18 protein-coding genes and 1 pseudogene are annotated in these 20,611 nt (G+C 61.9%); 8 read left to right on the top strand and 11 right to left on the bottom strand.

Going from position 1 to position 20,611, the window contains the following annotated elements; translation table 11 throughout:
• Nucleotides 1–70 precede the first annotated feature (70 nt).
• Entirely contained in the window at nt 71–1,111 is a 1,041-nt protein-coding gene (locus RZE77_RS28280) for a carbon-nitrogen hydrolase family protein (protein ID WP_319443432.1), read from the top strand.
• Nucleotides 1,104–2,153, top strand: a complete 1,050-nt coding sequence (locus RZE77_RS28275) for a molybdopterin-dependent oxidoreductase (RefSeq protein ID WP_319443035.1) — start codon at nt 1,104–1,106, stop codon at nt 2,151–2,153. The genes RZE77_RS28280 and RZE77_RS28275 overlap by 8 nt, the downstream gene beginning before the upstream one ends.
• A gap of 17 nt (nt 2,154–2,170) precedes the next feature.
• On the opposite strand, the gene RZE77_RS28270 is transcribed toward RZE77_RS28275, so the two are convergent.
• The 6 genes from RZE77_RS28270 to RZE77_RS28245 all read right to left on the bottom strand — a co-directional run bounded on the left by RZE77_RS28270 (nt 2,171) and on the right by RZE77_RS28245 (nt 9,528).
• Nucleotides 2,171–3,604: a M20 family metallopeptidase gene (locus RZE77_RS28270; protein ID WP_319443034.1), complete on the bottom strand. Its 1,434-nt coding sequence runs from the start codon at nt 3,602–3,604 to the stop codon at nt 2,171–2,173.
• Nucleotides 3,605–3,617: 13 nt separating this feature from the next.
• Complete coding sequence (locus RZE77_RS28265) at nt 3,618–4,736, bottom strand: ABC transporter ATP-binding protein (RefSeq protein WP_319443033.1); 1,119 nt, start codon at nt 4,734–4,736, stop codon at nt 3,618–3,620.
• Nucleotides 4,733–5,881, bottom strand: a complete 1,149-nt coding sequence (locus RZE77_RS28260; protein WP_319443032.1) for a M24 family metallopeptidase — start codon at nt 5,879–5,881, stop codon at nt 4,733–4,735. The genes RZE77_RS28265 and RZE77_RS28260 overlap by 4 nt, the downstream gene beginning before the upstream one ends.
• Nucleotides 5,882–5,883: 2 nt before the next feature.
• Nucleotides 5,884–7,596: an ABC transporter permease subunit gene (locus RZE77_RS28255; RefSeq protein ID WP_319443031.1), complete on the bottom strand. Its 1,713-nt coding sequence runs from the start codon at nt 7,594–7,596 to the stop codon at nt 5,884–5,886.
• Nucleotides 7,597–7,702: 106 nt separating this feature from the next.
• Nucleotides 7,703–8,815, bottom strand: a complete 1,113-nt coding sequence (locus RZE77_RS28250) for an ABC transporter substrate-binding protein (protein ID WP_319443030.1) — start codon at nt 8,813–8,815, stop codon at nt 7,703–7,705.
• A gap of 245 nt (nt 8,816–9,060) precedes the next feature.
• Complete coding sequence (locus RZE77_RS28245) at nt 9,061–9,528, bottom strand: Lrp/AsnC family transcriptional regulator (protein ID WP_307641926.1); 468 nt, start codon at nt 9,526–9,528, stop codon at nt 9,061–9,063.
• 195 nt (nt 9,529–9,723) lie between these two features.
• Between RZE77_RS28245 and RZE77_RS28240 the strand changes: the two genes are divergently transcribed.
• On the top strand, nt 9,724–10,953 hold the full coding sequence (locus RZE77_RS28240) for a diaminopropionate ammonia-lyase (protein ID WP_307641878.1): 1,230 nt from the start codon (nt 9,724–9,726) through the stop codon (nt 10,951–10,953).
• Nucleotides 10,954–11,005: 52 nt separating this feature from the next.
• Here the strand turns inward: RZE77_RS28240 and pdxR are convergent, their stop codons facing one another.
• Nucleotides 11,006–12,484 carry a MocR-like pyridoxine biosynthesis transcription factor PdxR gene (pdxR, locus tag RZE77_RS28235; RefSeq protein ID WP_319443029.1) on the bottom strand — a complete coding sequence of 493 codons (1,479 nt, stop codon included), beginning with the start codon at nt 12,482–12,484 and terminating at the stop codon, nt 11,006–11,008.
• Between the two features lie 84 nt (nt 12,485–12,568).
• Here pdxR and RZE77_RS28230 point away from each other — a divergent pair, with 84 nt between their 5' ends.
• From RZE77_RS28230 to RZE77_RS28210, 5 genes and pseudogenes are all read left to right on the top strand, one after another.
• A complete protein-coding gene (locus tag RZE77_RS28230; RefSeq protein WP_319443028.1) occupies nt 12,569–13,201 on the top strand; it encodes an FMN-binding negative transcriptional regulator in 633 nt (210 codons plus the stop codon).
• A gap of 22 nt (nt 13,202–13,223) precedes the next feature.
• On the top strand, nt 13,224–13,568 hold the full coding sequence (locus RZE77_RS28225; RefSeq protein WP_319443027.1) for an antibiotic biosynthesis monooxygenase family protein: 345 nt from the start codon (nt 13,224–13,226) through the stop codon (nt 13,566–13,568).
• Between the two features lie 71 nt (nt 13,569–13,639).
• Nucleotides 13,640–13,951 (top strand): annotated as a pseudogene (sugE, locus tag RZE77_RS28220) (quaternary ammonium compound efflux SMR transporter SugE); the annotation flags it as partial.
• A 185-nt stretch (nt 13,952–14,136) separates the two neighbouring features.
• On the top strand, nt 14,137–15,258 hold the full coding sequence (locus tag RZE77_RS28215; protein ID WP_319443026.1) for a trans-sulfuration enzyme family protein: 1,122 nt from the start codon (nt 14,137–14,139) through the stop codon (nt 15,256–15,258).
• Between the two features lie 56 nt (nt 15,259–15,314).
• A complete protein-coding gene (locus RZE77_RS28210) occupies nt 15,315–16,208 on the top strand; it encodes a LysR family transcriptional regulator (protein WP_319443025.1) in 894 nt (297 codons plus the stop codon).
• An 89-nt stretch (nt 16,209–16,297) separates the two neighbouring features.
• On the opposite strand, the gene RZE77_RS28205 is transcribed toward RZE77_RS28210, so the two are convergent.
• The 4 genes from RZE77_RS28205 to RZE77_RS28190 are packed head-to-tail and all read right to left on the bottom strand — an operon-like array spanning nt 16,298 to nt 20,589.
• Nucleotides 16,298–17,503 carry a trans-sulfuration enzyme family protein gene (locus RZE77_RS28205; protein WP_319435008.1) on the bottom strand — a complete coding sequence of 402 codons (1,206 nt, stop codon included), beginning with the start codon at nt 17,501–17,503 and terminating at the stop codon, nt 16,298–16,300.
• 60 nt (nt 17,504–17,563) lie between these two features.
• On the bottom strand, nt 17,564–18,304 hold the full coding sequence (locus RZE77_RS28200; protein ID WP_319443024.1) for an amino acid ABC transporter ATP-binding protein: 741 nt from the start codon (nt 18,302–18,304) through the stop codon (nt 17,564–17,566).
• Between the two features lie 18 nt (nt 18,305–18,322).
• Nucleotides 18,323–19,414: an amino acid ABC transporter permease gene (locus RZE77_RS28195; RefSeq protein ID WP_319443023.1), complete on the bottom strand. Its 1,092-nt coding sequence runs from the start codon at nt 19,412–19,414 to the stop codon at nt 18,323–18,325.
• Between the two features lie 2 nt (nt 19,415–19,416).
• Nucleotides 19,417–20,589, bottom strand: coding sequence for an amino acid ABC transporter permease (locus RZE77_RS28190; protein ID WP_319443022.1), 1,173 nt, complete (start codon nt 20,587–20,589; stop codon nt 19,417–19,419).
• Nucleotides 20,590–20,611 lie beyond the last annotated feature (22 nt).

Raw genomic sequence — 20,611 nt, 5'->3', positions numbered from 1 at the left:
TTTCGAGCATCTCTGCGGCTGTACCCGCAACTATCCTGTGAGCCTCAGCAACGCACAGCGAGTACCTGACATGAGTTCATTGCCCCGGGTGAAGGTTGCCGCCGCCCACGCAGCGCCGTTGCTGCTCGACAAGACCGCCACGACCGAAAAGGCCGTGTCCATCATCAAGGAGGCCGCCCTTCATGGCGCGCAGGTGATCGCGTTCCCGGAGACGTACATCCCGGCGTTCCCGGTGTGGGCGGCCCTGTGGGCGCCCATCTACAACCACGATCTGTTCGAGGCCATGGTCGAGAACAGCGTCTATGTGCCGGGGCCCGAGGTGGCCCTGATTGCCGCGGCCGCCAAGCGCTTCGGCGTGTGCGTGTCGATGGGCATCAGCGAACGCAGCACCGTGAGCGCCGGCTGCATCTGGAACTCGAACCTCCTGATCGGCGAGACGGGCGAGTTGCTCAACCACCATCGCAAGCTGGTGCCGACCTTCTACGAGAAGCTGATCTGGGCGGCCGGAGACGGACAGGGGCTTCGCGTCGCCGAGACCCGCTTCGGGCGCATCGGCGGCCTGATCTGCGGCGAGAACACCAACCCGCTCGCGCGCTTTTCGCTCATGGCGCAGGCAGAGCAGATTCATATCTCCAGCTGGCCGCCGATGTGGCCCACGCGGAAGCCCTCGGGCGGCGGAAACTTCGACAACGTTGCGGCAAACCGCATTCGGGCCTCCGCTCATTCGTTCGAAGCCAAGGCGTTCGGAATCGTCTGCGCGAGCTTCATGGACAAGGCGATGCGTGATTTTCTGGTGGATCGCGATCCCGCCGTGGCAGAGGTGGTCGACGGCACGCCGCGCGCCGCATCGATGTTCGTGGACCCCACCGGCACACAGATCGGCGACACGCTCCAGAACGAGGAAGGGATCGCCTACGCCGAGTTCGACCTGAACAAGTGCATCGAGCCGAAGCAGTTCCATGACGTGGTGGGCTACTACAACCGATTCGACGTCTTCTCTCTGGGTGTCGAACGCCGCCGGCACGAGCCGGTCGCGTGGTCAGGGCCGTCCGATCCGCAGTTTCCGCGGCTGCTCGACGATGAGATCACCGCCGGGGTGCTGGATGAGTAGCTCCGATTTCCTGCCACCGCTGCCTGAAGGCGTGGAGCGCTCGGTCGTCATGGGCCGGTCTCCCGGGTTCCATCTGAAGCCGCCACCTGCCCCTGCGGCGCTGCGCGACTTCATCACCTCCGATGCGCAGCTCTTCGAAACCATCCACATGGGTTCCGTCGAAGTCGACGCCACGCGCTGGCGACTGCAAGTGGACGGGCTCGTACGCAGGCCTTTCTCGATCGGGCTGGAAGGTCTCAAGCGGCTGCCTTCAGTCTCCGTCACTGCCTTCCATGAGTGCTTTGGCAGTCCCCTGGTCCCGGCCAACGGCAATCTCTGGCGGGTAGGCAACGTCCAGTGGACGGGTGTGCCACTGGCTGTGCTGCTCGAGCAAGCGCAACTCGAGGCGGGCGCCACTCATGCCTGGTCGGACGGCCTCGACAGTGGCGAGTTCGGCGGCCGCAGCATGAATCGGTATCGCAAGGATCTGCCCATTTCGAAGGCGCTGTCGCACGAGGTGCTCGTGGCCTACGAGATGAATGGTGCACCCTTGACGCGCGAGCGAGGCGGCCCGGTTCGGCTCGTCGTGCCTGGCTGGTTCGGCACCAACATGACCAAGTGGCTATGCCGGTTGTCGGTCCAAGGCAGGCGTGCGAACTCCCCCTTCACGACCGATTGGTACAACCGCGACAGCGAGCACGAAGGCAAAGTCATTCGAGAGCCGGTGTGGGCTGTCGAGCCCAATTCGATGATCACCCATCCGGCACCCGACGACACCATCTCCACAGATGATGTCGAAGTCAAGGGCTGGGCCTGGAGCAACAACGGCATCGGCGGCGTGGCTCTCAGCACCGATGGCGGGGCAACGTGGCAAGAGGCCGAGGTCCGGCCGCGCCGAGAATTCGAATGGCAGCAGTTCGCGGCAACGCTTGCACTGCCGCGGACGCCGGGCCCGGTGAGCATCATCGCGAGAGCACGGGACGCCGATGGATCGACCCAGGCGTTGAGCGGCACACGAAACGCGGCCCATTCGGTCCAGATTCAGCGGGTTCCACCGCTCTGACCAGTGGTCGCCGGGACCTAGGCTTCGATTCGGCGTTTGCGCGATGCGGCTACGTCGGCCCCATCGTCTCCAAGATCCCACCAAATCCCGGCCATCACGGCCAGGGCTTCACGCGCCACCGAGCCCAAGAGGTGTTCGTTCGGCGCGTGCTGCGAGCACGCCGCATAGGAATGGGGTACCCATACCGTCGGCAGGCCAAGGGTTTCAGCGAAGATCGCATTGGGAACGGTGCCGCCGATATTCGGCAGCAATGCAGGCTTCTTCCCCGTACTTGCTTCGATGGAGCGAAGTGCCCATTCGACCCAGGGGTCCTTCAGATCCAGGCGGGTTGCGGTTCCGGCGGGCTGCACCGTGACCTTCACGGATGCAATCCCCTTGGCGGCAAGGTGCTCTTCGAGGTGCCGGTGCGCGTTTTCCCAGTTCGTGCCGACGACGTATCTCAATTGGCAGTGCGCCCGTGCCGTTGGTGGGATCGCACCGACGGGTGCGTCAGGGTTGCCCGCCTTGAACGCGATCACCTCCAACGCGTTCCATGCCCAGACCCTTTCGGCAGGGGTCAACCCAGGCTCGCCCCAAGATGGATCTACCGCGGGGGCATGCTCGTCGCTTCCGAGCGCGAGATCCGAAATTGCGGCGCGTACAGCGGGAGAGATCGGCGGAGGAAGGAGCCCTTTCACCAGAATGCGTCCATCCTTGTCGATCAGCGTTGCGATCGCATGCGACAGAACGACGGCGGGGTTGCGTAGTGCGCCTCCCCAGTTGCCGGAGTGATGGGCGCCGTCCCGTAGATCGACCTCGAGCTCGAAGTTGAGCTCTCCGCGCGAGCCGAGAAAAATGGTCGGCCTGTCCGCAGCAACGCGCGGCCCGTCCGACGCCAGGAAGAGATCCCCCGTCAGAAAGTCCTTCTCGGCTGCGCAAAGGGCACCGAGCCCGGGCGAGTCGATCTCCTCACCGGTTTCGAATATCAGCTTGATGTTGTAACCGATCCGTCCGCTTCGGACCGCGATCACCGATTCAAGCGCGGCGATGTTGATTGAATGCTGCCCCTTGTTGTCAGCGGTGCCGCGTCCATACCAGCGATCTCCTTCAACGACCACCTTCCATGGCTCGAGACCCTTTCGCCATTGATCGTCATAGCCACGGACAACGTCTCCGTGCGCATAAGTGACGACCGTCGGCAGGCCCTCCTCTTCGATCCGTTCTGCCAGAAGAATTGGAGCGTCGACACCCGCCGGGTTGGCGACGATCCGGAATGTGAAGCCAAGGCGACCGAGAGTCGGCGCGATCTCGTCCCGCAGGTACGCATGAAGTTGCGAGGCGCTGCTTTCGACCTGGCTTTCGGTGCGGTACGAGACACGGCGATTCAAGTCGGCGAGGAATCGGCCCGAGTCGAACGTTTCCAGCGCCGCTGAAATCGCCGATTTCCGCGTGGAGTGGTTGGGATGATGCATATCAGGTCAGCCCCTATTCGATCGGATAGACCATCGCGTGCGCCGTGTCGAGATCGACTTCAACGCGCTGGCCGGCATGAAACAACTGCCTGTCCGGTGTCATCTGCGAGCGGGAGAGAAGCCGAACGTCACCAACCTCGACGAGCACCACCTGGGTCGTTCCGGCGTACGCGGATTCAACAACGCGAGCAGGACCATCCTCCGACAGTCGCAGTTGCACGTTCTCCGGGCGAATTGCAAGGCGGCCAGAGGTTGAACGGGTGAGGACTCGTTCAACGGGTATCGACCTGCGAATTCGCAGAGAGGCGATTTCTGCGTTGATTTCCGCTCCAGCCGGCGACAACACCACGGGCAGAAAGCTGGTTTCCCCGATGAAGTCCGCCACGAACGCGCTCGCGGGGCTCTCATAAAGATCTCGAGGCGATCCAAACTGCTGCAAGCGGCCTCCTTCGAGAACCGCGACCCGGTCTGCCATCGACAGCGCTTCTTCCTGGTCATGGGTCACGAAAATGATCGTGCTTCCGATCTGCCTGTGGATCTGCTTGATCTCCAGCTGCAATTGCTGGCGCAGCTTGCGGTCCAGCGCTCCCAAGGGCTCGTCCATGAGCAAGAGGGGCGGCTTGAATACCAGAGCGCGCGCGAGAGCCACCCGCTGCTGCTGGCCACCGGACAGTTGGGCTGGAAGCCTGTTCCTCAAGGTCCCAAGTGCCACCAGGTCCAACGCCTTGGCGACCTCTGCCTCAACCTCCTTGCCCCTCAATCCGCGACGAAAGAGTGGGTACGCCACATTTTCAGAGACCGTCATGTGTGGAAACAGTGCATAGCGCTGGAACACCACTCCGAAGCCGCGTTTGTACGCGGGCTGATCGTTGACGCGTATCCCCTTCACCAGAAGGTCGCCCGAGCTCGGGGTTTCGAAACCCGCGATCATCATGAGCAAGGTCGACTTGCCGGAACCACTGGGGCCCAGAAGCGCGACGAACTCCCCCGGTTCGACAGTGAGCGAGACGTCGTCGAGCGCCTTGAACGCTCCATAGGACTTCGAGACATTCGCAACGCCGACACCAGCGCTTCGCCTCCCCACCTGGGCCTCGGGAATGTCCCGAACCGATTCCATGCGGCCAGTCATCATGCTTTCACCCCAGTTTCAAAAATCTTGCGGGGCGTGCGAGTCAATCGCTCGGCGCCGGATTCGGTCACCAAGACCGTCTCGCTGACAGCCAGGCCGCGAGCGGAGGTGTACATGTGGAACACCATGCCCTTCTCAAGCAGCCAAGTGGCGGTCGGCACGAAAGACCTGTAGAGATCGCTCACGCGCTGAGACGAGGGTGCCGAAAATCCCAAGGTATAGCCCGTGATGTTTTCATAGTCGGGTCTCAGGCCCGCCGACAGTACGCCCTGCCGCACGATGGCGTCCACATCGGCTGCTACTGCGCCAGGGCGCATGGCACTGAATTGCTCGTCCTGAAGCGCACAGAGGGCCGCGAAGGTTGACTTCTGGTCTTCGGTAGCCCGCCCCACGGCCACGGTGCGCATGATCCGCACCGAGTAGCCCTTGAGCTTCGGCAGAAGCTCGACGTGAACCAGTGCACCCTCTCCAATCGGCTCGTCACTCATCGAGCTGTGCAGACAATCCCAGTCCGAACCAGCCGTCACGTAGCCAACGAAACCATCGTCGAAACCCAGCCGGTAGTACTCGGCGGCAGCAACGGCGGCAACGTCGCGCTGCGAAGCGTCCGGCCGAATGGCATCGGCCACTTTCAAGACTGCGCGATCCAGCAAGCTCGCAGCCATTCGAAAGTGTTCGACCTCCTCGTTCGACTTGCATCGACGCGCGTCCCAGACTGCCCGTTCCAGATCGCAAAAAATAGACTCTGGAAGGGCCTGCGCGAGGAGGTCTTGCCGCTGACGGGTAAAGGAGTGGGACTGGAAGTCGACACCGATTCGCGCATGTGCCCCCCGGGACCTCAGCGCGGCGGCCAAAACCGAGACAGGCTCCTCCCAGTCAGAGAAGGCAACGATGTCTTGCAGCCAGCTCTTCGCACGTGCAGGCGCCATGTCGAGTTTTCGGATCAGCAGAAAGGGGTCACCGACCACCGGGACGAGGCATGCGCGCCACAGATTTTCTTGCACGGCGTAGCCGGAGACCCAGCCCATGGTCTCGGGCTCGTCAAGGATCGCCCAGTCGAGATGACGAGCGCGCATCACGTCTTGCACCATGCGGAGGCGGCGACGGTACTCCTCGACGGAGAAAGCAAAGAGTCCAATGCTGCTCATGTTCAGATGTCCTTCCGATGCGAGCGATGGTGGAGAGCCGCCGACACAAACGTCTTGACCGCGACGAGCGCCGCCAGGCTCGCCAGAAAGAGCACGGCTACGACGGCAATCTGCGGACTGATTTCGAGGCGGATGTCATCCCACATGCGGATCGGCAGAGGCGTTGAGGATGGACCGCTCACAAACAGGCCGTAGACCACGTCGTCGAATCCCGTGATGAACGCGAATACGAGCGCACTGGCCAACGAGGGAAGCAGCAGCGGGAGCGTCACGGTACGCAACGCGGTGAGCGGATGCCCGCCGAGGCTGATTGCTGCCTGCTCCAGGCTCCGATCGAACTTCTTGAGGCCTGCGATCAGGATGACGACCACGTAGGGCGTTGCGATGATGGTGTATGCAAGCACGAATGCAGTCGCTGTGCCGATGAGCGGGGTCTGAGCAAAGCTGAAGAAGAAGGCCACCGCCATGACCACATGGGGAACGATCATCGGAGAAATCAGCAGAAGATAGAGCGGAACCCGGCCAACGAAGCGAAACCGCACGAGCGCAAATGCGATGGGTACGCCGATCGTGATGGCCAGCAGAGAGGCCAGGAGTGCCGTACGGCCGCTGAACGAAAGCGCGCTCAGCCATTGCGAGTTGCTGAAGAACTTGGTGAACCATCGCAGCGAGTAACCGGGCGGTGGAAAGCTCAAGTAGGCGGCGTCGCTGAACGCAAGTGGGATCACCACCACAAACGGAAGGACAAGCAGGGCCAGCGTGAATGCTGACAGCAGCACGAGCAGCGGTGAACGAACCGAAGAAATCACTTCCAGCGCGCGCTGAAGACCCTTTGCAAGAGGTGCAGGTATATGCGCAGTTGCGGAAAGATCTCGAACCTTCTTCACCGATTGACTTGACTGAGATTCGTCCTCCAGCTCCGTCGCAACCTTGGTGCGAAAGATCACGAAGACCGTTGCAACCATCGCGAGCAAGACTGTGGCCTGAGCGGCAGCAGCCTCGAACTCACCGAGGGTCAGGACTCGGATGGTGATGCCCTGCGCAATCATGTAATCGTTCGGACCGCCAAGAAGTGCGGGCGTGATGTAAAAGCCCAGGCAGGAGAGAAACACGAGGGTGCAGCCGCTGACAATACCGGGCATCGAACTGGGGAGCGTGATGCGCAGGAAGGCATCTGCCGGAGAACTTCCCAAGCTTTGCGCGGCGATGCTCAGTTTTCGGTCAAAACGAGCGAGTGCGGCATACAGCGGAAACACCATCAGTGGCAGTTGCACCTGGATCATTCCGATATACACGCCGATCTTGTTGAAGACCAGTCGCAGCGGCTCCGAAACGATCCCAAGGTACAGCAGCAACTGGTTGATCAGGCCGGCAGGGCTCAGCAGGACGGTCCATGCGTATGTCCGGATCAAGATACTGGTCAGGTACGGGAGAGTGACCAGTACCAAGAGGAGGCTTGCCAGCCACGGAGGGCACCGAGAGATTGAATATGCGAGCGGATAGGCCAGGATCAGGCAGGCCAGTGTCACCACGACCGCCAGCAGCAGCGTCTGAAACAGGACCCAGGCAAAAACCCCTGAGCTCGCGATCTCCTGGTAGTGCAGCAGCGACCAAGTGCTCTCGTTGCGAAAGCTCTTGAGTACCAGTTGGGCCACCGGAAAGAGATATCCCGCCGCGAAAATCGCCAATGCCGGCACGACCAAGAGCAGGATCATTGGCGCACGGCTATGGCGTGCGCTTTTCCAACCAAGCTTCATGAGAACTTCCGAATGGCTCTAGAGCCGTGTGCAACCGACGATTCGATGCGCCCAGATGGACCGTTCAGCGCGCACCGACCAGCCACCGCTCCCATTCCGCCACCGCGGTAAGGTTGTTGGGGCGACCGTTCTTGCCCAGCGCGTTCCAGAAGGCGTAGTCCTGAACGATCTGCTGCTTTTTGAATTCGGCGTACGTCGGCAGCATCTTTGCGCGTTCCGCAGGGATGTAGTCGTAGGCGCGCGAGTTCGGCGGCGCGTACAAAATGTGCTTGGAGAAGTTCGCCTGCACCTCTGCGCGCGACATGAAAGCGAGCAGCTTGTTCGCGTTGTCAACGTTCTTGGAACCTTTGAGAACCACCCAGCTGTCGTATTGCAGGATGCCTTGGTTCCAGGTGAAGCCAATCTTCTGGCTCTTCTCGTTTGCAGCGTAGATTCGCCCGTTCCATCCGCTGCCGGCGGTCACCTGCTTGTCGATCAGCAGCTGAGGGCCCTCGGCACCGCTGTTCCACCATTTCACGATCTCGGGCTTGATGCGGGAAAGGCTCTTGAATGCGCGATCCCAATCGATCGGATAGATCTTGGCGGGGTCGACACCGTCTGCCAGTAGAGCCGCCTCGAAGACAGCACCGTCCGGCCCTCGCGTCCCCGTACACAGGGTGCGGCCGCCCGGAAACTTCTTCGTGTCCCACACGTCGGCCCAGGACGAAATCGAGTTGCTGCCGAACTTCGCGGGATCGTAGGCAATCAGCAGGGAATAGATGATGTGCGGGACGGTGAACTTGCCTGTAGCAACAGGGTTGAAGGCATCCAGATCGGCCTTGTTGAAGTACCCGTAGTCGATCGGAATCAGGAGGTTCTCGCGTTCGAAGGCCGTGGTATTGCCGCCCGTCAAAATGGTTACGTCGTACCGCGGGGAGCCAGCCAACGCGCTGGCGCGAACAGCGCCCAGGTCAGTACGCGGCTGCGCAATGACCTTGATCCCGGTCTCCTTCTCGAAGGGGTCGAAAAGTGCCACTCGCTTTGCCTCTCCCCACGACCCACCGCCGTCGTACACGACGACCTCGCCGGTGCCCTTGAGACTCTGGGCCAGTGCCGGTACTGCGAGGAACGACGGTGCAATGGCTGCACCGCCGGCTCCTGCGACACCCTTCAGAACTTGGCGACGATTGATGCTCATGAGCTTGCTCCTCTAAATGGTCAGTCTGCTGAACTTTGTGGGCCCCGGTGTGATGAAGTAGGTTTTACGCCCATCGCCGCCATCGGTGAGGAGAATTCTGGTGCGCACGGGGCGGAGAAAATCACCGATCCCCCTTGTGGTTGCGGAAGATCGACGCGTTGTGAGACGGTTTTTTGCACGGATGATGCTTGGCACCGTCCCGGAGCGGCATGCCCGATTTGGAGCCGCTCAGTGCCCTATTTCGGTCACTTTTCGGCGAGGGGAACGTTCAGTGTGACCTTGACACGCTGCATGGCGACATAGGTCCTGAACCCCTTGACGTTCCCAGAGCTGAAGAAGAGGTCGCGGGTGAGTTGCTCGTACTCCGTCATGTCCTTGACGACTATCACGAGCACGAAGTCGTACTCCCCCGTGACGTAGTAAACCTGCTGTACCTGCGGACAGTCGGCAAAACGTGTCTTCACCTCGTCGAGTAAGTCAAGCCTCTCGCTCTCGAGCTTGACTTCAACGACGATCGTGATGGGATGTCCGACGGACGAAGGATCAACGATACACACGGTGCCGGCGATCACCCCCGCAGATTCGAGAGCTGCAATTCGACGATTGACCGCCGATGGAGACAGATTGACGGCCTCCGACAGTTCGCGCTGTGAGATCTTGCTGTCACTCTGGAGCAAACTCAAGATCTTCACGTCGTAGTTATCGAGGTGCATGCCGTCCATTATCCGCGTGGCAAGGGCGAGGAGCGCTCGCGAACGCAACAGCCTTCCATTGTTCCCCATGGATTTGATTCGTTCTCCTGTTTTTACGCTCCAGATCGCGCCAAGCAACACCAGAAGCGCTTCTAGGATTCATGGGCTCCCGGCGTCCGAGCCAAGGGGGCGGAAAACAACCAATGGAATCCAAGCATGCTGATTGCCAATGAGCGCGCCACGCGCAGTGCGTATCCCAGTGAACTCCAGTCGGTGATGTCCGTCGCCAAAGCCCAAGAGAGCCGCGACTGGATATCGTCCTGGGACAGTTTGAACCCGGGTGCTACGCCGTTGTACGAGCTCAGTGGCCTGGCTCGCAGCCTCGGAATCGGAAAGCTTTATCTGAAGGATGAGTCCGTCCGATCCGATCTCGGGAGTTTCAAGGCGCTTGGAGCGCCGATCGCTTTGGCCCGGCTGATCCTTCGCCTTTGGCCGGATCACAACCTTGATCCGAAGCTGCTTTTCAAGGGCGGCTACAGATCGTTGCTAGAAGCCTTTACGGTGATCAGCGCGACAGATGGCAATCACGGCAAAGGCCTTGCGGCGGCAGCGCAGACCATGGGCTGCCATTGTGTGATCGTTCTCCATGCGAATGTCAGCGAAGAACGAGAGCAGGCAATCGCCAGGTTTGGCGCCAGGGTGATGCGCGTCCAGGGGAACTACGACGCCTCTGTCGAGGAAGCTGCTCGTCTCGCCAAGGCCAACGATTGGCATGTTGTTTCAGACACGTCATACGACGGCTACGAAGAGGTCCCGCGGGACGTCATGCAAGGGTACGGGACTGTCGCTGCTGAAATTGTTGAAGCGTCAGGTAGCGACCAGACGGTGCCGTTCACGCATGTCTTTCTTCAGGGCGGCGTTGGCGGCCTCGCGGCAGGAATCCTGAGCTACTTTTGGGAGTGCTATGGGGAGCGTCGCCCCACAGTGGTAATCGTAGAGCCGGCGCAGGCCGACTGTCTTTTTCAAAGTGCGTTGCGCGGCATTGCGTCCAAGGCAACGGGCTCGGTCGACTCGGTCATGGCCGGCCTGGCCTGCGGCGAAGCCTCGCCACTTGCATGGAGATTTCTTGTGTCCGGGGCTGACTATTTCATGACCATCACCGATGACGATGCGGTCGCTGCGATGCGGCTGCTGGCGATCGGCAATGCAGTGGATCTCCCTGTGGTTTCTGGTGAATCAGGCGCAGCCGGCCTCGCAGGCCTCATCGAACTCCTAAGCCACCCGGCACAAGCTGCCACGGTGGGGCTGGGGCCCGATGCGCGCGTGCTGCTGATCAGTACCGAAGGTGCCACTGCCCCTGCCGCCTATCAGGCGCTGGTCGGACAGTCTGAGGCGCAAGTGCTGGCACGCCAAAGAAATCGCGTGAGGCTCAGCCAGAGCACCTGATCGAGTACCGCATCCGGCCCGGCGAAAGGCGCACTTCGGCGCTCGGCCTCGCTCACCGCCCGGCGATCACCGCAGCCAGGACACGCATCCCCTGATCGATCTCTTCCACCGTCAGGCTGGCATACCCCAGGATCAGTCCAGCCGGCCGGGGTTGCATGCGCGACATCGGCTTGGCGAACAGCGGTGACACCGGGTAGACACCCACACCCTTGCCGCGGGCAGCAGCCGCCAGCGCGGGCTCGTCCTGCGGCCGCAGGAATGGCAGCCAGAGCACCACATGCAGCCCGGCCGCCGCGCCGATGACCGTGGCGGTCGCAGGCAGATGGCGCGCAATGGCCTCGAGCAGCGCCGCCCGGCGACGCTCGTGCGCGCGGCGCGTGCGCCGCACGTGGCGCTCGTAAGCGCCGCTGTCGATCAGCGACGCCAGCACACGCTGCTCCAGCACGGGCGCGTGGCGGTCGGCCAGCCGCTTGGCCTGCCGAAACACCGGCACCAGTTCAGGCGGCAGCACCAGGTAGCCGAGCCGAAGCTGCGGCGACAGCGCCTTGGAGAAGGTGCCGATGTAGATCACGCGGCCGTCGGTATCGATCGACTGCAGTGCGTCGATCGGGCGCTGGCCGTAGCGAAACTCCCCGTCGTAGTCGTCCTCGACGACCCAGGCGCGGTGTGTTCTCGCCCAACGGAGCAGTTCCAGGCGCCGGCCGATGGGCAGCACACCTCCCAGCGGAAACTGGTGGGATGGCGTCACATAGGCCAGGCGTGCGCGCTCGTCTTTTGGCAGCCTGGCCGTGTCCAGGCCTTGGGCGTCCACCGGTATTGCCAAGGCTTCCGCGCCGGTGGCCTCGAAACACCGGCGCGCCATCAGGTAGCCGGGCTCCTCGAAGACGAAGGCGTCGCCGGGATTGAGCAGCAGCCGCGCGCACAGGTCGATGGCCTGCTGTGAACCGTGCACCATGAGGATCTGCTCGGCATCGCAGGCCAGGCCCCGCGCGCGCCGGAGATACCCCTGCAGGGAGCGGCGCAGCGACGCATCGCCTTCGGGCGCGACGTAGTAGAGCCGGCGTTGATGGCGCAGCAGTTCGGCCTGGTAGGCGCGCCGCCAGGCCAGCGCCGGAAAATCGCGAGAAGCGACCGCGCCATAGAGGAAGTCGATGCGGCAGGGTTCCGCAGGAGCAAGCCCGGGCATGTCGATGGCCGCCACGCGACGGCCGAACGCCGAGAGGGATGGTGCAGTCCCAAGTCGCCGTTTCGGCTTTGCGTTGAACTGTGCAGACGCAGCCAACGGACTCGCGACGCGGGCAACGCGTCCGACCGACGTGGCAAGGAAGCCCTCGGCCGCGAGTTGCTCGTAGGCGGCGGTGACGGTGGTGCGCGACACCCCGAGGTCCGCCGCCAGGGCACGCGTGGACGGCACCTGCGCGCCCTCGGCGAGCGTGCCGTCGGCGATCTGGGAACGCAGCAGGTGGTAGATGCGGCGTCCGGCCCTGTCGGCACCGGAACTTCGGCTCGATGGCGTTGAAAACTGGTCCATGTAAAAGGAATGAAACTGGACCTTCTCATTGTGCCGGTTCCGCGCGACAGTACCGACTGCCCACACCATTCATACCCTCCCCCGATGTACCTCCCCACGCACTTCGGCGAAACAAGACCCGAAGAATTGAGCCGCATCATCCGCGAGCATCCGCTGGGTGCGCTGATCACGCATGGGACCTCGGGGCTGGAAGCCGATCACCTCCCCTTCGAGTTCGACCCCGACGTGGGAACGCATGGCTTGCTGTCGGCGCATGTCGCGCGCGCCAATCCGCTGTGGCAGCGCTGCCCCACGGGGACGCCGGTGATGGTCATCTTCGGCGGCGCGCAGGCCTACATCTCGCCCAGCTGGTACCCGTCCAAGCACGAGGCGCACCGCCAGGTGCCGACCTGGAACTACGAGGTGGTGCACGCACACGGCGTGCTCACTGTGCACGACGACGAGCGTTTTGCGCGCGGCATCATCGCGCGCCTGACGCGGCGCCACGAGGCGGCCGAACCGAAGCCCTGGAAAATGGGTGACTCCGCACCCGAGTTCATCGACAGCATGGTGCGCAACATCGTGGGCATCGAGATCGCCATCACCTCACTGGTGGGCAAGTCCAAGCTCAGCCAGAACAAGGAAGCGCGCGATCGCCTCAATGCCGCAGAGATGTTGAAGGCGCGCGGACACGAGGAAATGTCGGAATTGATGCGCAATGCCAGCGGAACGAGCTGACCAGGGCTGCGCAAACAATCCCATGTACACGTCCACCTTCACTTTCGCAAAGGGCGAATTCGACGATGAGTTCCACGCCCTGGACAACGTCATTGCCCAGCTTGCCAAGTCCATCCCCGGCTACCTTGGCGAAGAGAGCTGGGAGAACCCTGCAACAGGGCTTGTTTCCAATGTGTACTACTGGAAGACGATGGAGGCGCTCCAGGAGCTTATCGGGCACCCCGCACACATCGCTGCAAAGCAGCGCCAGGCGCTTTGGCTCAAGGGCTACCAGGTGGTCATTGCACAGGTTGTCCGCAGTTACGGCGATGGCGGCATTCCGCACCCGCTCGCTGGCGAAACGCGATCAGTACCTGGTGTCCGCTGAATTTCGGCGGTCTTATGAACAGCGACGGAGTCGATCGGATGCGGCATCTGGATCGCCGAACGGAGAATCGTATGGCCTGGATGCTTCTGCTTGTTGCCGGTCTTCTTGAAGTGGGCTGGGCCATCGGCCTGAAGTACACGGATGGATTCACCAAGCTGTGGCCATGCATCTTCACGATCGCTTCCATGGTCATCAGCGTCGTGTTGCTGGGAATCGCCATGAAGTCCCTACCCGTTGGCACCTCATACGCCGTCTGGGTCGGAGTCGGGGCGGTCGGCACCGCAATCCTCGGCATTGTCCTGTTCGGGGAATCTGCAGCACCCGGTCGGTTGGTCAGTCTGGGGCTCATAGTTGCCGGTATCGTCGGCCTCAAACTGGCAAGCTCGGCGTGGTTTGCTCGGCCGCAAGTGCGAGCTTCCGAATACAGCGCGTTGCGTGCCTGCATCCTCAACGCCGTGCACCGCACGGCACGTTGGTAGACAGATTGATGCCAACCAGGCATTGGCCATGGGATTCTCAGAACTCGCATCAATAGTTCCGCACCACAGTTTTTTTGGAGGTACTGAGAATGGAAAAGCACACTTCTGCAATCAAGCCGGAATCGTGGCTCGTCACGGCAGGCCGTGCCTCTGAGCCGGGCGCCCCGTTGAACGTGCCGCTGATCCCAGCATCGAACTTCATCATCGGCAGGGGGCGCGAGTACTCGCGTGATGACGGTACCGCGACTTGGGAAGCACTCGAAGATGTCATCGGTGGGCTTGAGTCAGGCAAGGCCGTAGCGTTCGCCTCTGGTATGGCCGCCATTGCCTCGGTGTTCGATCAGCTTGCGGCTGGCGCCAATGTCGTGCTCCCAGATGATTGCTATCAAGGTGTTGCAGGCCTAGCGGCAGCGGGCGCTGAAAGAGGGCGTTGGTCCGTGCAGCGCGTGGCGGTGGACGATACAGCTGGTTGGATTCAAGCCTGCGGTGTCGCTGACCTGATTTGGCTTGAATCACCTTCCAATCCCCTGCTGGCCGTCGCGGATCTGGAGGCCATCTGCGCAGCTCCGCGCAAGCCCGGCGCGATCGTGGCAGTGGACAACACCTTCGCCACGCCCTTGAATCAGCACCCGCTCGACTTCGGCGCGACAGTGTCTCTGCAGTCGGCAACCAAGTTCATTGGCGGCCACTCCGACTTGCTGGCAGGCGTCGCCACGACAAAAGACGATGCGCTGTGGCACGCCCTCAGGAAGTCCCGCGAGTTGACTGGCGCGACACCAGAAACGCTTGAAGCATTCCTTGCGGTCCGCGGCGCCAGAACTCTCGCGCTTCGCTTACAGCGGGCCCAGCAAACAGCCATGCTGCTTTCGGAGCGGCTTGAGGGACATCCGCTGATCACCCGTGTCCGGTATCCAGGCCTGCCTTCACATTCGACGCATGCTGTTGCCAAACGCGTGCTCAAGGGCTTTGGAACGATCATTTCGTTCGATATGCATGGCGGGGCTGACTTTGCTGATAGTGTCTGCCGAAATGTCAGACTCATCCGCCATGCCACCAGTCTTGGCGCAGTGGAATCAACGATGGAAAGAAGAGCTGCGATCCCCGGACAGGGCCACCTTCCACCTTCGCTTCTGCGGCTCAGTGTCGGCATTGAGGATGCGGACGATCTCTGGAGCGACCTCGACTCGGCAATACGTTCCGCTGCACCGTAACAGCCAACTTCGCACGTACTTCGACCACGTACACAGCGACCCAACCAAGAAATACCATGGCGATCGAAACACTTGACCGCCCGCTGCGGTATTTCCTATGCATCGCGGAACTGGGCTCGCTCTCGAAGGCTGCCGACAAGCTCGACCAGACACAGTCCGGATTGAGCAAGCAATTGGGCGCACTCGAATCGAACCTGGGCCAGCCACTGTTTGTCCGGACGGGTCGCGGCGTCGAGTTGACCGAAGCCGGCACGAAACTCTACGACGCTCTGGCGCCGGCCTTCAGAGAGATCGACCGCGCTGTCGACAGCGTGCGACGGCAAGGGGTTACGCACGGCACGGTTCGCCTGGCAACGGTCCATACGCTCAGCTACTACTTCGTCGCTGAAGTGTTCTCGCTCTTCGTCAGCACGCACCCGGATGTGAATCTCTCGCTGCTGAGTCGCAGCTCGCCCGAAGTCGTCGCTCTGGTCGAGAACGGCAAGGCGGACCTGGGCTTCGTCTACGACTCCGCGGTGGACTGCGGAACTTTGACATCGAAGCCGCTGTTCGAAGACGAAATGGCGCTGGTCGTCCTCGACGGCAGTCCCTTTGAATCGCCCCAGGACCTGTCGACCCTCAGCCTGCGCCTGGTCGGCTTTCCAGCGCACTACGCTCTGAGGCGGATGATCCATAGCGCCGGGCTGCAGGCCACCTATGTTGCCGAAGCAGAAACCATAGACGCCATGCTCAAGCTCGTATCTTCCGGGGTCGGTCATTGCATCTTGCCGTCGCGCATTCCCGACAGGCTGCTTGCCGACTACGGGCTTCGCAAGGTCTCCATCGAGCACCCCCCGCTGCGCCGCCGGGTGGTGGCGATCTCCAGCACCGGCAAGGTAATGGCACCGTTGACCTCCGACCTGCTCGCTTGTGTCTTGCAGGTCGCCGAACAACTGCAACGCTCGACCTGATCTTTTCAGGTTCGGGCACGGGTGTGAGCGGAGCCTGCATCAATCTCCCCAGCGCCGCAATGTTCGCCTTGGGGATGCCGCCCCTCTCGCTACTGCAACGAGTCCAGTGCCTGCCGAAGGTCAGTGAGGATGTCATCCACATCTTCCAGCCCGACAGACAGCCGGATGAGATCCATCGTCACGCCGGCGCTGAGACGCGCGGCAGGCTCGACCTTCTGGCGCGCCAGGATCAGGGTGCCGGGATGGGTGATCAGGGTTTCGGTGTCGCCCAGGCTGATGGCCCTGGAAATGAGCTTCAACCGATCGATCATCGCAATTGCACCATCGCCCCCGGCGTGAAGCTCAAAGGACAACATTCCACCACCCGCACTCATCTGCGAGAGGCCGAGTGGACGATCAGGGCTGTCTTCGAGGTAGGCATATCTCACGAGCTTCACCGCCGGATGGGCGTCCAACATGCGAGCAACCTTCAACGCGCTCTCGCTGTGCTGCCGCATCCGCAGCGTCAATGTCTTCAGTCCGCGCAGGACCAGGAAGCACAGCATGGGCGAGAGCGTCGCGCCGGTCATGTACTTGAGGCCTGCAGACCTGATCCGCTTGATCGTGGGCAGATCTCCGAGCACGACTCCGGCGAGCAGATCGCCGTGCCCGTTGATGTACTTTGTCATGGAGTGCACCACGAGGTTGGCACCGTGCTCGATCGGCCGCTGCAGGGCGGGCGATCCGAAGGTCGAATCGACAAGGACCCGAACACCAGGACGGCTGTGCGCCACTTCGGCCAGCTCCCTGATGTTCAAGAGCTGAGCCGTCGGGTTCACGGGCGTTTCGAAGTACACGAGCCGCGTGCGATCGGACAATGCTTCTTTCAGCTTTTCGGGCCTGGTGAGGTCGACCTTCGTGACCTTCACCCCGAAGCGCGGCAAGCCCTCGTCGACCAACGAAGTCGCCGTCGAATACATCGTGTGGTGCACGATCAACTCGTCTCCGGCCGACAGGAGCGTGAGCAAGGCGGAGCAGATGGCTCCCATGCCCGAGCCGGTGGCCAGCGCCGCCTCAGCCCCTTCGAGCTCTGCGAGCCTGGTCTCCAGGAGATGCTGAGTCGGGTTGTGTTGCCGGCCGTAGACGTAGCGCTCGCTTTCTCCAGAGAACACCGCTGCCGCCTCCGCCGTGTTGTCGAAGGCGAAGGTGGAGGTCATGTAGATCGGCGGAGAAACGGCTCCATAGGGATCGGATCTGTCGTGGCCATGGTGCAGTGCGCGTGTCTGAAATCCCAGGCCTTGCGAATCCTCATTCATGCTTGACTCTTTCAATGTGAATCTGTCGATAAAAACAAGCCAGCGTCCCGGCGGCAGCGCCTAGTGGACGATCTGGTTCAGGAATTGGCGGGCGCGATCTGTCTGCGGGTTGCCAAAGAACAGCTCTGGAACGTTCTCTTCGACGATCTCCCCCCGGTCCATGAAGATCACCCTGTCTGCCACCTTGCGGGCGAAGCCCATCTCGTGCGTCACGCAGAGCATGGTCATCTTCGTCTCCTCGGCCAGGCTCACCATCACGTCGAGCACTTCCTTGACCATTTCCGGGTCGAGCGCCGAAGTGGGCTCGTCGAACAGCATGACCTTGGGCGACATACACAGCGACCTCGCGATCGCGACACGCTGCTGCTGTCCTCCGGACAATTGGCCCGGGTACTTGTGCGCTTGGTCCGGTATGCGAACCCGCTCCAGGTATTTCATTGCGATCGCTTGCGCTTCGGCCAGCGGTTTCCTCAGGACCCAGGTCGGTCCCAGCGTGAGGTTCTCCAGCACGGTGAGGTGAGGAAACAGGTTGAAGTGCTGGAACACCATACCCACTTCCTTCCTGATGGCGTCGATGCGCTTCAGGTCGTGGATCAGTTCAACGCCATCCACCTTGATGAGCCCCGACTGATGTTCCTCGAGCCGGTTGATGCAGCGGATCATCGTGGACTTGCCTGACCCGGACGGTCCGCAGATCACGATCCGCTCCCCCCTCTGCACGTTCAGATCGATGTTTTGCAGGACATGAAAGTCCCCATACCATTTGTTGACCTTCTGCAGACTGACGATGACTTCGCTCATTGATGTCCCCTTTGGACGCTAGCGCTTCAGATTCCGTTCGAGGGACCGGCTGTACCTCGATATGGAATAGCAGAAGACGAAATAGATCAGGCCGATGAACAAGTAAGCCTCTACGCCGAAGCCTGTCCAAGCCGGGTCCGAAAGGGCCGCCTTCGCTGCTTGCGTCAGGTCGAAGATTCCGATGATGACGACAAGCGAGGTGTCCTTGAACAGCGCAATGAAGGTGCTCACCAGCGGCGGAATCACCACCTTGAGGGCCTGGGGCAGGACGATCTTGCGCGTCTGCTGCCAGTAACTCAATCCGATGGACTCGGCGCCCTCGTATTGACCCTTGGGAATGGCCTGGAGTCCGCCACGGACAATTTCCGCAACGTAGGCCGCCGCAAAGAAGATGATCGCCAGCTGCGCCCTCAACAGCTTGTCGATGCTGAAGCCCTCTGGCAGGAACAAGGGCAGCATCACCGAAGACATGAATAGCAGGCTGATCAACGGCACACCGCGTATCAACTCGATGTATGCAACGCACATTGCCTTGATGGCGGGCATCCGGGAGCGCCGCCCCAGGGCGAGCAGGATGCCGACGGGGAAGGCAAACGCGATTCCGAATGTCGACAGGATCAGTGTCAGGGGCAAGCCCCCCCAGCGCGTGTTCTCGACGAACGCCAGGCCGAGGAATCCGCCCCACATCAACGTCGCCACCGCCAGGATCGTGAACACCCACAGCCCAACAATCTGGAGCCCGGCCAGCCGGCGTGTGGCCGTCCAGACGATCGACGCGACGAGCAGCGCCGTCGCCAGCAACGGCCTCCATTGCTCGGCATGCGGATAGGTACCGAAGAGAATCAGTCGATACTTCTCCCGGATGAAAGCCCAGCAAGCCCCGCCCGCCTCCCTGCAGGCCTGTGCGTCGGGGGCCCGGAAGCTGGCCTTGACCAGCAGCCACTGCACAAGTGGCGGTGCCAGCATCAGGACGAACCAGACCGTCAGGATCGTCAAGACCGCGCTCGCCGGAGACTGAAAGAGGCTTTGGCGCAGCCTGGTCACGAGCCTGGCCCGGACTCTGGGCGGTGCCAGCAAGGCGGGCCGGTCCGTGTGGGTGGTGGTGATCATGCTTATCTTTCCACCAGCGCAATGCGCTTGTTGTACCAGTTCATCAACAGCGAAACTGTGAGGCTCACAGTCATGAAAGCGGCCATGATGATCAGGACGCCCTCGATCGCCTGGCCGGTCTGGTTCAACACCGTGTTGACGACGGAAACCAGGTCGGGGTAGCCGATTGCGACAGCGAGCGAGCTGTTCTTGACCAGGTTCAGGTACTGGCTGGTCGTCGGGGGAACGATCACGCGAAGCGCCTGGGGCAGGATGACGAGCCGGAGCACCCGGGACCTCGGAAGCCCGAGCGTCTGTGCCGCCTCCCATTGGCCGTGGCTCACCGATTGGACGCCGGCGCGGACGATCTCTGCAATGAACCCGGCCGTGTAGGTGACGAGGCCGACCAGCAATGCGAACAGCTCGGGAGAGAGCGCCCAGCCTCCCTCGAAGTTGAATCCGCTCCGGTGAGGAATGCTGAGATGAAATTCGCGGCCTCCGACCAGCCAGCCGGCCACCGGCATGAACAGCAAGAGCATCAGCGCGGAAGGCCAAAGTCTCGATTGGGCGCCGGTCCGGCGCCGGCTGGAGCGCTGCCATCGGCCAACTGCCACGATGGTGACTACGGCGAGACCCAATCCCCAAAGAATCCCCGCAACGGCCGGTCCATCGATCGATGGCATCAGCATGCCGCGGTTCGACAGGTAGATGCCCGGAAGCGGATGAAAGGCAGACTTCGGACCCGGCAGCAGTTCACCGATGACGGCATACCAGATCAAGAGCTGCAGCAGAAGCGGCACGTTGCGGATCAGTTCGACGTAGGCACTTGCCAGCCGCACGATGAGCCAGTTGCTCGACAGCCGGGCGATTCCGACGATGACCCCGAGCATCGTGGCCAGCACCAGTGCGACGGCGGAGACCCGCAGCGTGTTGGCGAGTCCCACGAGAATGGCGCGGGCGTAGGTGTCCGACGGCGAATACTCGATCAGCGACTCGCCGATGGCGAATCCCGCTTCTCTTTCCAGAAATGCAAAACCAGTCGCTATGTTGCGCGTCGCAAGGTTGTGCAAGGTGTTGGAGACAAGGTAGTACGCCATGAGGGCGGCCAGCCCCACGACGACGAACTGGTAGGCAAGTGCCCTGAACTCCGGATTGTTCCAGCTGAACTTGAGCGGAGCGCGGTGGTGTGAGCTCATGGGGAGGCCTGTCGCACAAGCG

The sequence above is a fragment of the Variovorax sp. SPNA7 genome, from assembly GCF_033807855.1.
Taxonomy (GTDB): Bacteria; Pseudomonadota; Gammaproteobacteria; order Burkholderiales; family Burkholderiaceae_C; genus Variovorax; species Variovorax beijingensis.
This window is presented reverse-complemented; position numbering and strand designations above follow the sequence as displayed.